The following is a 15,599-nucleotide window of genomic DNA, read 5'->3' as shown; positions in this document are numbered from 1 at the left end:
CGTTTCAACTCCTTCTGCGACAATTAAACTTTTCTGCTTCGATTAATCGCTGTCCCTTTTCTAAGTCTTGTTGATTTTTAAATGAAAGTTCTAACACGCCGAAAATATCTTCTCGTGTCTCTTGAATCTTTAAATTGATAATTGAAATTTCCGCCCCACTTAAAACGGTCATGACTTTGGCGATCGCCCCTGCAATATCCGGGATATCAACATAAAGATCGTAAAAGGCGGGGATGACACCATGATCTTTAGCAGGCAAATGGTCTCTGGACTGCTTGGCTTGACTGAAAAATTCATAAATTGCCGGCTGATCCTCTGCCACTAGACTTTCGCGAATACGTGCCATTTGATTTTGCCAATTTGAGATCAATTCCAATAAAATGGTGCGATTAGTTAATAAGATGTCAGTCCACATTTGCGGATCAGAAGATGCGATACGAGTGATATCCCGAAAGCCTCCGGCCGCTAATTGAGTCGCTCGTGGGTATTTTTCGGCTAATTGATCGCTCATACTTACTAAGCCGGAAGCCACGATGTGAGGCAAATGACTTAACACACCAACGATCTCATCATGAGATTCCGGTTCGATCACGACGAATTTGGCCCTTGTCGGTTCTAAAAGTTCCATTAGCGGCTCAACATCGATTCCTTCAGGCGGTGTCAAAATGTAATAAGCTTCTTCAAAAAGGTTCGGATTCCCTGCTTTAACCCCAGATTTGTGAGAACCAGCCATTGGATGTCCGCCGATAAACGTAAATGGCAATGTTTTAGCTAAGGTCATGACTTCATTTTTGGTACTGCCAGTGTCTGTTACAATCACCGATTTTTTTAATGGCAAGCGGGCTAACTCGTGTAAATAGTGTAACGTTGAGAGCACAGGGACAGCTAAGATGATTACATCCATCGCAGGTGCTTCATCAAGGGAAACAATTTGATCCACCAATTGGACGTCAAGCGCGATTTTTCGAGTCTCAGCTTGATGATCCCAACCGTAGAGTGTGATCTCCGAATTTTTAATGCTACGGCAAAGGGAAGCACCGATCAACCCAAGTCCTAAAACGTAAACCTTCTTTTTCACTGTCTCACCTGCTCTCCTAAAAATTTTTAACAGCTTCGCGGTAAGCCGCTACCGCTTGCTTAAATTCTTCCATCTTATCACTAGAAAATTTGTCTAGTAGCTCTTCTGCCAAAACAGTGGAAACAACGTGCTCTGCCACAACTGAAGCCGCCGGGACCGCAGTACTGTCTGAGCGTTCAACACTTGCTTTGTAAGGTTCTTTGGTATCGATATCGACACTCATCAAAGGCTTATAAAGCGTTGGAATTGGTTTCATCACACCCCGAACGATAATTTGTTCGCCGTTAGTCATGCCTCCTTCGAAGCCGCCTAAATGATTACTCCTTCGGCTGTAGCCTTCATTCCATACAATTTCATCCATAACCTTTGACCCGGGTTGACGAGCCGCTTCAAAACCAATCCCGAATTCTACGCCTTTGAACGCATTGATACTCATCATGATTTGGGCGATTTTTCCATCAAGTTTGCGATCCCATTGAACATAGCTGCCTAAACCTGCGGGAACATTATCTGTCCGAACTTCTACGACACCGCCGATCGTATCGCCAGCTTTTTTCGTTTGATCGATCAATTCTTTAACGGATTCTTCCACCGTTTCATCCACCATGTTGACTTCTGATGCATTGACCTTTGCTTGGATTTCTTGAACGCTGATTGTTTCAGGTACAGCCGCCTCGATGCCGCCAAGAATCACTACATGGCTGGCAATCTCAATATCAACTGCTGCTAAAATTTGTTTGGCGATTGCACCGATTGCCACCCGCATTGTAGTTTCCCGTGCTGATGAGCGTTCCAAAACATTCCGTAAATCATTATGACCGTATTTCATTCCACCGACTAAATCGGCATGGCCTGGTCGTGGCTTTGAGACCCGACGTAATTTCTGATCTTTTTCTGCCACTGATTCTACCGACATGACGGTTTGCCAATTTTTCCAATCTCGATTTTGAACGATCATCGTGATCGGTGAGCCCAGAGTTTTGCCGTGACGGACTCCGGAAGTAATTCGGACTTGGTCCTTTTCGATCTTCATACGACCACCACGACCGTAGCCGCCTTGTCTGCGAGCCAATTCTTGATTGATCTTCTCAATCGAAAGTTCTAGGCCGGCGGGTATTCCTTCGATGATCGCCGTCAGTTCTGGCCCATGAGATTCTCCAGCTGTTAAGTAACGCATAAACTACTTCCCTTCTATTATATAGTCTTTGATGTCTGTAAGTTTGATTTTTTGAATATAGGCTTGCCCAATATCTTTTAATAAAATGATATTCAAGTTGTCGCCCCGCGCCTTTTTATCATGGGTAATCGCTGTATAAAACTTCTCTGCTTCCCAAGGTTGGTAATTGATCGGTAAGCCGTATTTCTGATTCATCGTGCTAATTTTTTGGGTGATACCTGCTGGCATTAGCTGATTCATTTCTGCCGTTTGAGAAATTTTTACCATGCCGATCGCTACAGCCTCGCCGTGACTGATTTTTCCATAGCCAGCGGTATTTTCGATGGCATGTCCGATCGTATGACCAAAATTCAATAATAAGCGTGAGCCATTGTCAAATTCATCTTCTTCAACAACCGTTTTCTTTACTTGTAATGCTTTTAAAATGATCGCTTCGCTGTGGACTAAAAGATTTTGAACTCCTGTTAGTTTCTCAAGATCCTGCCATAATGAAGCATCACTGATGGCACCGCATTTAATGATTTCTGCGATGCCCTCGCGCACTCGTAATTCTGGCAAAGTATTTAACGTTTCCGGATCGATCAATACCCCATCAGGTTGAGCGAAGGTCCCAATCATATTTTTAGCCTTACTTGAATTTACCGCAGTTTTTCCGCCGATACTAGAATCCACTTGAGCCAATAATGAAGTCGGAATCTGGACAAAAGCGATGCCTCGCATATAAGTGGATGCGACAAAACTGGCTAGATCACCAACTACGCCGCCCCCTAGCGCAATGACCGCGTCACTGCGAGTAAATTGCTGATCCGCCAAAAATTCATAGAGAGTATTTGCCAGCTCTAATGATTTACTGCTCTCTCCGGCGGGAACTGCATAATGGCAAACCTCATAGTCTGCTAATTGTTGCTGGATTTTTTCACCATAAATCGGATAAACATTTTCATCGCTGATAATCGCGATTTTTTTATTTTTCCAAAGTGAGGCGATCCATTCACCAACGGAATCCAAGGCGTGGCGTTTGACGATGATCTGATAACTTTTATCTGGTAGAACGATTTCCATGAAAGCTGCCCCCTGTTTAACTAAGTGCTAGTTCTTCGTTTAAACGATTTATTTTCTTCATCGCATCAACCATCACATCAACTTCACGCATCATTTGCAAGTAATTCTTTTCATTCAATGATTGTTCACCATCAGACCATGCGTGTAAAGGATCAGGATGAATCTCAACGATCATGCCGTCCGCACCACTAGCCACCCCTGCTCGTGCCATTGGAGCCACTAAATCCCAAACCCCTGTCCCATGACTTGGATCAACAATAATTGGGAAATGACTCAATTTTTTGATCAATGGTACCGCGCTTAAATCAAAGGTGTTTCTGGTCGCTGTTTCGTAAGTTCGAATCCCCCGTTCAATGAAGATAATGTTTGAATTGTTTTGAACCGCGATGTATTCCGCCGCGTTCAACCACTCTTGGATCGTCCCTGAGATTCCCCGTTTCAAGCCAATCGGTTTTCCGGTTTTACCGACCGCCTCTAGTAAGCGGAAGTTTTGCATATTACGGGCACCGATTTGAATGATATCGGCGTATTGGCAAACAACATCGATATGTGCTTCATCCATAACTTCAGTAATCACTTTCAAGCCGTGAGCATCAGCAGCTTTCCGCATGATTTTCAAGCCTTCTTCTCCCAGACCTTGGAAAGCGTATGGTGAAGTACGGGGTTTGTAGGCACCTCCACGTAAAATTTTAGCGCCACCAGCTTTTGCCATGCGGGCTGTTTCCATGATTTGTTCTTCGCCTTCGACTGAACACGGACCAGCCATTGTTACAAAACTGCCGTCACCGATTTTTACGCCGTCAACATCAACAACTGTATCTTGTGGATGAAATTCTCTTGAGGTTAATTTGTAGGTATTGGAGATCGCTACTGCTCGTTCAACGACATTGTAAGCTTGGAATGGAACATTTTGAATGATCTTTGGATCGCCAAGCAAGCCTAGCACTAAGCGGTCTTTGCCATGATTGATTTGAACGCCTAAACCTTCTTCTTTGATTCGGGATAAAATGGGAGATAATTCTGCTTCTTGAATGCCTTTTTTGATAATTAAGATCATAATAATAACTTCCTTCACTTTTTATTTTTGGATTTCTCTTTCCAATAACGGTTGGATCATTTCAACGGGCATTTCCTTGCCGGTCCATAATTTGAATGCCGCAGCGCCTTGATAAAGTAACATGCCTAAACCATTAACGGCGGTAGCCCCTTTTTCTTTTGCGGCTTTTAATAATTTTGTTTCGCCTGGATGATAAATGACATCGAAAACGGGTAAATCGCTTCTTAATAATGTCGGATCAGGTAAAGGCATTTGATCCGTTTTCGGTGCCATTCCGATATTTGTCGCGTTAATTAGCAGGCTGCTGACAGCTAAAGAGGCAGCTAATTGTTTTTCTTCTGCTAGATCATGTAACTGGATCTGACAATTGGTCTCTTCAGCGATCATTGCGAGTTTTGGTGCGATCATTTGATAAAAATCATCTTTGATATTAAAAACATCAATAGCTTCCACTCCGTCGATCGCGGCTTGGGTAATAATCGCTGTCGCGGCTCCACCGGCTCCAAGAATCGTCATTCTTTTGCCGATGATCGCGATCCCGTTTTGCTTCAAGCTTTCCATACAACCAATGCCGTCGGTGATATGCCCAATTAATTTGCCCTCTTGATTGACGATCGTATTAATTGCTCCGATCAAGCGCGCCGCTTGGCTCAGCTCGTCAACATATTGGACCGCCGCCATTTTGTGAGGCATCGATAAATTGACACCCAACATCTCAAGATCACGAATCGCTTGGATACTTTCACCAAGCCGCTCCGGCTGAACATCAAAACTTAGATAGACCGCATCGACCTCCATTGCTTGAAATGCGGTTGTATGCATAATTGGCGAAAAGCTGTGTCTTGCCGGCAGCGCATATAAACCAGCCAACCGTGTCCTTCCCGAAATTTCATTTTTCATCTTTCCTCACTCCTTTTTCGTATTTAGGTAATGATCCCTTCACGTGTTAAACTGTGAAAAGTGGAACTCATATCCTTTTTCTCATTTGTGAATCAACCTTCAATCAGTGACTTTGCCAGCTACTTTTTAAATCAGTAAAATCATTTTCCAAAAGTAGTGGAACTCGCAAAAAGGCCCACTGTAGAAAATCTACAATGAGCCTAGTCTCCAAAATAAATTGAATCCAAAGAAAAAGCCACTATAGATTTTCATCTATGTGGCGTTAAGTCGAACTTAAAATCCTTAGCCATCATAGATACAAACTTGTGTCGTTTGCATCCATGAATCATGAACACAAACCTATCTAAAATAGCTAAAGTAATAATTATTCAGTTGTGTGTGCGTACTCTTATTCGTATTCATAAAAATCGCTCCAAACTGATTTAAGATTGAACTTAGTATAGAGTTGTTTATAAAATAAGTCAACCTGTTTTTTTAATTTTCTGCAAATAATTTTATTTACATTACTTCAGCTACTGTCTCGCTCTCTTCGAAAAGCAGGAATAAATCCGCTAAGGTCATCTGCCTTTTTGCTTCTCCGCTAATATCTTTAATGATCTCTCCTTTTTCCATCACGATCACACGATCGCCGTAATGTAGAGCATCCTCCATTTTGTGAGTGACCATTAAGCAAGTGAGTTGTTCTTCTTTGATTCGCTGATCTGTTAAGTGCATCAATTGCTTCGCGGTTTTTGGATCGAGTGCAGCTGTATGCTCATCTAATAATAATAAATCCGGTTTAGTGATCGTCGCCATCAATAAGCTTAGTGCTTGGCGTTGCCCGCCAGAAAGAAATCCTGTTGGTGTATCGAGATGATTTTCTAAGCCATTTCCTACAAGCTTACAAAGTTCTCGGTATAGTTCTTTCTTCTGGTTCAGCTGGCGCTGTTTTAAGCGTCGTTTCTGTCCGCGCTTTTCAGCTAGTCCCAAATTTTCCGCGACGGTTAAGCGCGGTGCGGTTCCCATCTTAGGATCTTGAAAGACCCGAGCAATTGACGAGGCTCTTTGTTCTTCAGCAAGTTTCGTTAAATCTTTTCCCATTACAGCAACTGTCCCGCTATCTAGCTGTAAGCTACCAGAAACACTGTTGAACAAAGTACTTTTTCCTGCCCCGTTGCCCCCTAAGACGGTTACGAACTCGCCTGGAGCAATCGTCAAATTGACATTATTCAAAATTTTCCGTTGATCATTGACGCCGTTACTGATGGTTTTATTGGCGTTTTTTACTTCTAATGCATTCATCGAATTACTCCTCCTTCTCTAATCCAGTCTTTAAATGCAGAGTCTCTTTTAAACGTGGGATCATTAAACATAGTGCCAAGATGATTGACGAGAAAATTTTCAAGTAAGTCGTATCTAAGCCCACTTTGATGATTAGCAAGATCAATAACTGATAGATGATACTGCCTAAAACGATGGCTACCAAACGTTCAATAAACGTGACTTCGCCATACAAGACTTCACCAATAATGATGGAGGCTAGACCGATGACAATGACTCCGACACCTTTGCCGATATCTGCATAGCCATCATTTTGGGCAATCAACGCGCCGGATAAGGCAATCACACCATTTGATAAAGTCAGTCCGATAACCTTCATGCGATCCGTATTGATACCAATCGAACGAGCCATGTTCTCATTGTCTCCGGTGGCAATGTACGCTTGACCGAAATCCGTGAAAAAGAAAAATAGTAGTAAGGCGATGATGATTAAAATCGCCAACAAACCTAAGAGAACAATATCAAAATGATCTGGCAGATTTAAGTTGGTAAAAAAATCTTGAATTTTCGGTTGCTTTAATAAAGAAAGATTAGGTGTCTGCATGATAAATAGCATCACCGAATTCAATCCCGACATCACTAAAATTCCAGCTAAAATGACGGGGATTTTCCCTTTAGTATAAAGCATTCCTGTTACGAAACCGGCACACATTCCTGCAACGATGCCTAAAAGAGTCGCTAAGAATGGAGAGACGCCGTGGGTAATCGCCGTTACACAGACCGCTCCACCTAATGGGAATGACCCTTCTGTTGTCATATCTGGGAAATTTAAAATGCGGTAGGTCATAAAAATTCCTAAACCTAAAATTCCCCATAAAAATCCTTGTCCAATCGCTGAAATCACCATTTTTCTACTCTCCTTTGACTACTTCTGCTTTCTCTTTGATACTAGCTGGAATCGTAATACCTAACTCTTTAGCTTTCTCTTCGTTAATAATCATGTCACCGTAATCGATCACATTCACTGGTGTCGTTGCTGGTTTTGATTTGCCGCTTAATACATTGGCAGCCATTTTGCCAGATTCCACACCGAGCTTGAATTGGTTTTGTCCAACTGTGGCGATCCCACCTTCTTTTACCATGTTATCAACTGAAACAAAGACCGGCTTTTTCGCTTTGTCTGATTCGTTGATCATTGTTTGAAAGGCACTAGCGATCGTATTGTCTTGTGGAATATATAAGTAATCTGTTTCTTGGCAAGCTTGCTGGGTGATCTGAGCAATATCATTACTAGAACTGATAGCATATTTTTTCACTGTCAGTCCATCTTTCTTCGCCCGTTTTTCTGCTCGATCGATTTGTGATTTAGAATTTTCTTCTGAAGACGAGTAGATCATACCGACTGTTTTCGCATCTGGAAATAATTCTTTTGCCATATCAAGTTGTTGATCTACGGGGGTTAAGTTATTCACTCCGGTGATGTTTCCGCCTGGGTGTTTTAAGTCTTTTACAAGACCAGCACCGATCGGATCGCTGATTGCTGACATAATAATTGGTTTATCGCTGGTTGCGTTGGCTAACGCTTTAGCAGCAGGTGTCGCAACCCCGACTAGGACGTCTGAATTCTTGTCCAACAATTGCTGACTCATACTGTTTAATTTACTTTGATCGCCTTGACCATTCAAAAATTCGATTTTGATATTCTTACCATCCTCGTAGCCTTCTTCTTTCAACCCTTCGATCACACCATCTTTGATTTGATCTAATGATGGGTGACTGATAAATTGCAAGATCCCTACAGTTTTCATTTCTTCTTTTGTTTCAGTTGCACTTGTTTGCCGTGACCCCATTTGATAGGCGAATACTCCGATTAAAACGACTGCTAATGCGATGATTGATCCGATAATCCCTTTATTTTTCATGATAAATTCCTCCGATTTTTTTGTTTTTTTACAAATAAATAGACAACTACCCAAAAATTTTACGGTAGTTGTCCTAAAAAAACAAAAACCGCATAGATAGTCTCTATGCGGGAATAGACATGAAAAAATATCCAGCATAGATACAAGATTTAGAAGTTGTCTAAACGTTGTATCTATGAGTGAATTCATAAATACAACTTATCTACGCCAGTTTTGCCAGCTATTCAATTGATGATTAGATAAGTTTGCTTGTCTCATGAATGCCACTCCTTCTTCGTTATTAAGAAATAATCTTCATCCGTATACTATTCTACTAAATTTGCTAAAGCAAAAAGTAGAAATAGCATCCTTCTTGATTGATGTTGAAGTTAGTTTAGCGGAAAAAAATTCGACTGTCAACACTTTTTATTAAAAAAAGCTCATTGTTTTTCGGTTATTCTCATTTTTATCCGTTCAATTTCCACATCGGCAAGCGATTTAGTTCAGGAATAAATTCGTTATTTAAGTCCTTCAAGCTTTCCACTACGAAGCGATTTTTTTCTTTTCCATTTTGGAAGAAAATAAACGTCACCTGCCGTGGATCGAGCTGATATTTTTGAGCAATCGTTTCACTATCATAAACGATCGGATAATAATAAAATTTTCGATTCAACATATTTTTTTGATTCGGATCGTCAAGAATGGTCATAACATTTTCAAAAGAAGTTCCGTCAGGCTGGCTAAACATGATCGAGATTGCTTTAGTTTGTTTAATTTTTTGTTCTATCGTTTGATACTCTAAAGGAATCAAATGATCAGACTTTAATGAACTGAAAACTAGTTCATTCAGCTGATCTTGTCGGATACTTTTTTGCGCATAAACAGCGGAAGCTGAAAAAATAAGTGTCGCTAATACTAAACTAAAGAGGATTGTCAAGGAGCGGCGCTCATTTTCAGAGACGATATTAATAAATTTACGCCAATAAATAATCGCGTTCGCTTTAAATACTTCTAAATATCTAGTCATATTAACGCCCTCCTTCTTATCATTATATTATTTTTATCTTAAAAGCGCTACCTTCACGAGGATGATTTCTTTATCTCCAATCGTCTTTTTTGAATAACGTTTTTTTATTTGATTGTGAGCGTTTTATTTTAATGATATTATAATAATAACAATCTAATTAGAGGAGGTTTTCAGATGAGTAGTATTGAACATTTTAGTCATGAGGACATCACCAAAAAGAATCGCCTTTTTTCAAACATTCGCAGTGTGATTGAGACAGCTTTTTACGGGAACAACGTGACACGGATTCGTCATTTGGCGGATGCCTACGCCTTAGCAAAAAAAAGTCCTGGTACAATCACTACCGATCTTAGTGTCGCCCACACCAATAAACTGCAACTACCGACAGATTCGAAAGTTTTAGTTACGAATGATGGCAATATCGTAGGTCGAACGGCAGCAGCGCGAAGAATTGTGGGACAAGAAGGCATTGATGCAGATTTTTATAGTGAGTTACTGCGAGAAGCGGTCTTTCAGTCAAGAGACAAGCAGTTTTACTCTGGTGATGTGCTAGTAGGTTTAGACGAAGAATTCACGGTGAAGGCGCATTTGATGCTGCCAGCTGACTACAGCCCAAACCTTTATTCATATTTATTAAATTTCCAAATTGGCGACGCGAAGCATCATTTTTATCAAGAATCTAAAGCAATTAATACCGGCGATCTATTTCTTTTCGCAGACCCGGATTGGCAGCACCCCGATTTTCCTGACGGTGTAGTGGTGATTGATCCAAAGCATAATTGTGCCGGGATTTTAGGACTGCGCTACTTTGGCGAATTAAAGAAAGCGACTTTGACTTTAGCTTGGGCTACTGCTCATCGCAACGGCTTTATTGCTTGTCACGGCGGCATGAAACAATATTTGTTGGAAAATAAAAAATACACAATGGCTGCCTTTGGATTATCCGGTTCCGGAAAATCAACCATAACTTTAGCAAAACCTAAAAATAAAGGAGAAGTCCATGTTCTTCATGATGATGCCTTTGTGATTTCCAAAGACAAAGGTTCGACTACGGCTTTAGAACCAGCCTACTTCGATAAAACACAGGATTATCCAATGACTAGCGAACAAATCAAATATATCGTGACTGCTCAAAATGTTGGTGTCACTTTAGATGAGGATAATAAAAAAGTCTTAGTCACCGAAGATATTCGTAACGGCAACGGCCGCAGTATCAAGAGCCGCTATGCAACACCGAATCGGGTCGATCATATCGCTGAAAAAGTTGACGGATTATTCTGGATCATGAAGGATGACAGTCTACCACCTCTAATCAAAATAGAAGATCCTTCATTGGCGGCTATCTTTGGAGCCACTTTAGCCACGAAGCGCTCGACTGCTGAAAACATCGTTGGCGAAAAGTCTGATCAATTAGTGATCGAACCCTTTGCCAACCCTTTCCGCTGTTATCCGTTACAGGAGGACTATCAGGATTTTAAAGAGTTGTTTGAGAAACAGCAAACAGCCTGCTTCATTTTGAATACAGGTGATTTCAAAGGACAAAAGGTCACGCCAGAACAGACTCTTTCCAGTATTGAAAAAATCATTGATGGCTCAGCTTCGTTTAAGCCTTTCGGACCTTTAGATAAAATCAGCTACTTACCGGTAAAAGGACATGAGCCGAATTTCGATAGCCAGCATTACTTGCTCCATTTAATGAGTCGCTTAGAAACACGTTTAGCCTTTGTTCAATCGCGTAAAACCTTTCAAGGCGGTTACGATCGTTTGCCGAATGAAGCGGAGCAATTACTATTAGGACTACTCGATCAGCTCAATAGCTACAAAGAAACAATTAATCTTTAACCACTTGCCAGTGACTTGCTTGGTCACTGGCCTTTTTTTGTTTATAATAGAGCTATTACGAATAGAAATGAGGGATAAAATATGTCCTTTGATGGAGTTTTTACCCATGCAATGGTGCGGGAGTTAAATGATCAGCTTAGCACCGGAAGAATTTCCAAGATCCACCAGCCTTACGAACATGAAATTGTATTAGTCATTCGTGCACAAGGCAAAAACCAACGGCTACTGCTTTCTGCTCATCCAAGCTATGCTCGGATCCAATTAACCGAGATTGCTTATACAAATCCTGATACACCACCAAATTTTGTCATGATGCTGCGGAAGCATTTAGATGGCGCTATCTTGGAAGACATTCACCAAATCGAAAACGATCGGGTTGTCCATTTTACATTTAGTAAACGAGATGAACTCGGTGACTTGCAAAATATCGTCTTGATCGTAGAATTGATGGGGCGTCACTCAACCATCGTTCTGTTAAATAAACAGACTGGTAAGATTTTGGATGCAATCAAACATGTCGGTCATTCGCAAAATACTTATCGTTCCTTATTGCCTGGCAGCGATTATATCGAGCCGCCGAAACAAACCCAACTAAATCCATTTCACGTTACGAAAGAGCAAGTCTTTACGCTGCTTTCTACCGCCGAAGAATTAGATGGCCGTTACTTGCAGCAAACTTTTCAAGGTCTTGGACGGGACACTGCGAATGAATTGGCCCTGCGGTTAGCTGAAAAGCCAAATGAAAAGATGTCCGTCTGGTCTGATTTTTGGCAAAGTATTCAAAGCAACTTGGTTCCTACGCTTGGTACGATCGGCCAAAAAGAATTTTTTGCGCCGTTAGCTTTCAAGAGCTTTGACACTACAACGACCTATCAAAGCCTAAGCAGCTTGTTAGATGGGTTTTACGGCGAAAAGGCTGAAAAGGATCGCGTCAAACAATTAGGCAACGAGCTGATTCGGAAAGTCGACAACGAGATCAAACGAAATCAGACGAAGCTAGCTAAACGTGAAAAGACCTTACAAGATTCAGAGAACGCTGAAGAATATCGACGAGACGGTGAACTGCTGACAACTTTTATGGCGCAAGTCCCTCGCGGTGCTGAAAGTATCCAGTTGGAAAATTATTATGAAGAAAACACGCCAATCACAATTGTCTTGAATCCAGCTTTAACACCAAATCAAAATGCCCAAAAATATTTTCAAAAATATCAAAAGCTGAAAAATGCGGTGAAGCTGATTTATGACCAAATCGCTGAAGCAAAGTCAGAAATCGCTTATTTAGAATCCGTCTTATCACAGCTAGAAATCGCTGGCCCAATGGATATCGAAGTGATCAAAGAAGAACTGATTGCCAGTGGCTATTTAAAACAAAAAGGCAGTAAGAAAAAGCGCAAGCACAGTCCTTCCAAGCCGGAGCATTTCTTCGCCAGTGACGGTACCGAGATCCTAGTGGGCAAAAATAATTTACAGAACGATCAGTTGACCTTAAAGCAAGCTCGTAAATCAGATATTTGGCTCCATGCTAAGAATATCCCCGGCTCCCATGTCATCATTAAGCATGATGATCCTAGCGACGAAACCTTAATGGAAGCGGCGGAGCTGGCCGCTTATTTCTCTAAATTCCGACAATCGGCGCAAGTTCCAGTAGATTATGTCGCAGTCAAGCATGTCCATAAACCAAACGGAGCCAAGCCCGGCTTCGTGATCTACGAAAATCAAAAGACGCTTTTTGTCACACCTGAAGAAACAACGATTGAACAATTACGTAAAAACGGAACAGCTTAATCAAGCTGCTCCGTTTTTTTCGTTCTTATTTTTACTCCTAAAATTTCTAAAAAGAAATTAAAGATCGGAATCCCAACAATCAACCCCCATACCCCTAAGAAGCGTTCACTAAACAGCAAAATTACGAAGGTATAAAAAATCGGTAGTTTGGTTCGACTGGACATAAATTTTGGATTCAAAATATATGCTTCGATACAATGAACGATCACAATCAAAATCAACACATAAACGACCGTCTGGATACCGCCAGTTGAATAAGCGATTAAGGTTAATGGGATACAAGAAAAGATCACCCCGGCCACCGGAATCAAGCTCAAGAAGAAAATCATAATCGCTAAGGTTGGTAACTGAGTAAAACCGATCACCCCAAGGCCTAACGTCGTGACCAAAGTATTCACTAGCGCGATCAATAATTGTACCTCTACGACTACCCCGAAGGTTTCGACAAATACTTTAGCAAAATAAAATAAGTCTTGGAAGAACCACGCATATTCACTGCTTAGAAAATTCCGAGAGAATAAGACTGTTTTTTCCTTTTCGATCATGAAAAAGAAACTCAAGATAAAGGACATGACAAATTCTACCGCCAAACGACCGACATTTTGCAATTGAACCAAAATCATACCTGCGCCGCTCTCTAACTTGTCTTGCCAATTATGATTTTTAAAATAATCGGCAATAAAATTTGTAATGACATCCGACTGGAATTCTTTATGCTGATAAAAATGAACAATCGAATCATAAGTTGAAACGACTTGATCGATTAAAATCGTTGAATATCGTGATATCAGCAGATACAAAAGCACCAATTCAATCACATAAAGGATTGTCGCCAGTAGAAAAGTCGGAGCCTTGATAAAGCGTTGAACAAACTTAACCACCCTAACGGAAATCAAGGTAAAGATAAACGTCAGTAAAATCGGAGTCAAAAAATCTTTGACTAAAAAAAGAATGAAGATCACTAGTGCGAGGACAGTGAACCTTCGTAAACGGGTATTGTTTATAAATTTTTCATACATCTAAGTACCTCTTTTCTAAAAAACTTCTGAAAATACTATACCATTAATGTTCTGTTTCAGCTCTTAATATACTTGTAAGGTAGTCGCAGCAAAATAAAAAAAGCACCCGCAGATGCTTTTTTCACTTTTTTACAAACTAATTTTCTTAGTTTAACCAGTTTTCTGGGTCTTGGCGCCATTTTTTTAATAGTTCAAGCTGTTCTTGATTGATGTAATTTTCTGTTAAAGCACTTTCGATCAAGGTTGAATAATTAGTCAAAGTTACTAATGGTATATTAGCTGTCTCGAAATTATGCTTTCCTTTAGCTAATTCGTAAGTGAAAATCGCCGCCACGCCTAAGACGTCGGCACCTTCTTTTTCCGCTGCTTGCGCTGCTTCTAAAACACTGCCGCCAGTTGAAATCAAGTCCTCGATCACGACCATTTTCTGGCCTTCTTTAATACGGCCTTCGATTTGATTGCCTTGACCATGATCTTTTGGTTTGCTGCGAATATAGACCATTGGCAAATCTAACAATTCAGCTACCCAAGCTGCGTGAGGAATCCCTGCCGTAGCTGTTCCGGCGATCACTTCCACATTCGGAAAGTCTTGTTTGATTTTATCCGCTAAGCCTTTTGCGATAGCACGGCGAACTGCTGGATAGCTCATGGTTACGCGGTTGTCGCAATAAATTGGTGACTTTAAGCCACTTGCCCAAGTAAAAGGTTCGTCAGGGCTTAAAGAAACTGCTTCGATTGATAATAAGTCTTTCGCGATTTGTTCTGCGATCATTTATACTTCACCGTTCCATTCTTGTTTGATTTTTAAATAGCTTTGATAAGGATCTTTTGCCTGAGTGATTGGTCGGCCAACGACAATATAGTTGGAGCCGATTGCTCGAGCTTTGTCAGGCGTCATGACGCGTTTTTGATCACCGACACTGGCACCTTTTGGCCGAATTCCAGGAGTTAGACAGATAAAGTCTTGACTGGTTGCTTCATGAATTTTTTCGACCTCGTGAGCGGAACAAACAACCCCGTCCAGGCCGGCTTTTTTAGCACACTTGGCATAATGCAAGACACTTTCTTGTAAGCTGACGTTGATCAACTGGTCTTCGTGCATCTGCTCTTCACTAGTGGAAGTTAACTGAGTCACGGCGATTAATTCCGGAATCGACTGTCCTTCACTTGTTCCTTCAATCAAACCTTGTTTAGCGGCAGACATCATTTCTACACCGCCGGCTGCATGAACATTTGTGATCTTGACACCCATTTTCGCAATGCCTCGCATCGCTTTTTGAACCGTATTAGGAATGTCATGCAATTTCAAATCCAAAAAGATGTCATGGCCTTGTGCTCGTAAAAAATTTACAATTGCGGGACCTTCTTGGTAAAAAAGCTCCATCCCAATCTTTATGAACAATTTTTCTTCTAAAGGAAAATGCGTTAAAAAAGTTTCAATTTCCTGCTTCGATGCAAAGTCAAAAGCGATAATCGGTCGTTGTTCCATTT

Annotated in this window: 14 protein-coding genes; 2 read left to right on the top strand and 12 right to left on the bottom strand. The window is 41.1% G+C overall.

Annotation, left to right across the window (positions count from 1 at the left end; translation table 11 throughout):
- Nucleotides 1-4: 4 nt before the first annotated feature.
- From RV00_RS04335 to RV00_RS04295, 9 genes are all read right to left on the bottom strand, one after another.
- Nucleotides 5-1,078, bottom strand: a complete 1,074-nt coding sequence (locus RV00_RS04335; protein WP_071861375.1) for a prephenate dehydrogenase — start codon at nt 1,076-1,078, stop codon at nt 5-7.
- Between the two features lie 16 nt (nt 1,079-1,094).
- Entirely contained in the window at nt 1,095-2,255 is a 1,161-nt protein-coding gene (gene aroC / locus RV00_RS04330; protein ID WP_071861374.1) for a chorismate synthase, read from the bottom strand.
- 3 nt (nt 2,256-2,258) lie between these two features.
- Nucleotides 2,259-3,317 carry a 3-dehydroquinate synthase gene (gene aroB, locus RV00_RS04325; RefSeq protein ID WP_071861373.1) on the bottom strand — a complete coding sequence of 353 codons (1,059 nt, stop codon included), beginning with the start codon at nt 3,315-3,317 and terminating at the stop codon, nt 2,259-2,261.
- 16 nt (nt 3,318-3,333) lie between these two features.
- Nucleotides 3,334-4,374 carry a 3-deoxy-7-phosphoheptulonate synthase gene (gene aroF, locus RV00_RS04320; RefSeq protein WP_071861372.1) on the bottom strand — a complete coding sequence of 347 codons (1,041 nt, stop codon included), beginning with the start codon at nt 4,372-4,374 and terminating at the stop codon, nt 3,334-3,336.
- A gap of 21 nt (nt 4,375-4,395) precedes the next feature.
- A complete protein-coding gene (gene aroE, locus RV00_RS04315; protein ID WP_071861371.1) occupies nt 4,396-5,274 on the bottom strand; it encodes a shikimate dehydrogenase in 879 nt (292 codons plus the stop codon).
- A gap of 498 nt (nt 5,275-5,772) precedes the next feature.
- Nucleotides 5,773-6,555: an ABC transporter ATP-binding protein gene (locus tag RV00_RS04310; RefSeq protein WP_071861370.1), complete on the bottom strand. Its 783-nt coding sequence runs from the start codon at nt 6,553-6,555 to the stop codon at nt 5,773-5,775.
- A 4-nt stretch (nt 6,556-6,559) separates the two neighbouring features.
- Nucleotides 6,560-7,441, bottom strand: coding sequence for an ABC transporter permease (locus RV00_RS04305; protein ID WP_071861369.1), 882 nt, complete (start codon nt 7,439-7,441; stop codon nt 6,560-6,562).
- Nucleotides 7,442-7,445: 4 nt separating this feature from the next.
- Nucleotides 7,446-8,456 (bottom strand): tryptophan ABC transporter substrate-binding protein, encoded by a 1,011-nt coding sequence (trpX, locus tag RV00_RS04300; RefSeq protein ID WP_071861368.1) that lies wholly within the window; start codon nt 8,454-8,456, stop codon nt 7,446-7,448.
- A 445-nt stretch (nt 8,457-8,901) separates the two neighbouring features.
- The gene (locus RV00_RS04295; RefSeq protein ID WP_071861367.1) at nt 8,902-9,462 is read right to left on the bottom strand and encodes a homeobox domain-containing protein; all 561 of its coding nucleotides are present in this window, start codon (nt 9,460-9,462) and stop codon (nt 8,902-8,904) included.
- Between the two features lie 174 nt (nt 9,463-9,636).
- On the opposite strand from RV00_RS04295, the gene RV00_RS04290 reads away from it, so the two are divergent.
- Both RV00_RS04290 and efbA read left to right on the top strand, forming a co-directional pair.
- Entirely contained in the window at nt 9,637-11,304 is a 1,668-nt protein-coding gene (locus tag RV00_RS04290; protein ID WP_071861366.1) for a phosphoenolpyruvate carboxykinase (ATP), read from the top strand.
- Between the two features lie 81 nt (nt 11,305-11,385).
- On the top strand, nt 11,386-13,089 hold the full coding sequence (gene efbA / locus RV00_RS04285; RefSeq protein ID WP_071861365.1) for a fibronectin-binding protein EfbA: 1,704 nt from the start codon (nt 11,386-11,388) through the stop codon (nt 13,087-13,089).
- On the opposite strand, the gene RV00_RS04280 is transcribed toward efbA, so the two are convergent.
- From RV00_RS04280 to pyrF, 3 genes are all read right to left on the bottom strand, one after another.
- Entirely contained in the window at nt 13,086-14,108 is a 1,023-nt protein-coding gene (locus RV00_RS04280; protein ID WP_071861364.1) for an AI-2E family transporter, read from the bottom strand. The two genes, efbA and RV00_RS04280, sit on opposite strands and share 4 nt — an antisense overlap.
- 145 nt (nt 14,109-14,253) lie before the next feature.
- The gene (gene pyrE / locus RV00_RS04275) at nt 14,254-14,880 is read right to left on the bottom strand and encodes an orotate phosphoribosyltransferase (protein ID WP_071861363.1); all 627 of its coding nucleotides are present in this window, start codon (nt 14,878-14,880) and stop codon (nt 14,254-14,256) included.
- Nucleotides 14,881-15,597, bottom strand: a complete 717-nt coding sequence (gene pyrF / locus RV00_RS04270) for an orotidine-5'-phosphate decarboxylase (RefSeq protein ID WP_071861362.1) — start codon at nt 15,595-15,597, stop codon at nt 14,881-14,883.
- Between the last annotated feature and the right edge of the window lie 2 nt (nt 15,598-15,599).

This window comes from Enterococcus devriesei (assembly GCF_001885905.1).
GTDB lineage: Bacteria > Bacillota > Bacilli > Lactobacillales > Enterococcaceae > Enterococcus_A > Enterococcus_A devriesei.
The sequence above is the reverse complement of the archived record's forward strand: the minus strand, read 5'-3'. Positions and strand labels throughout refer to the sequence as shown.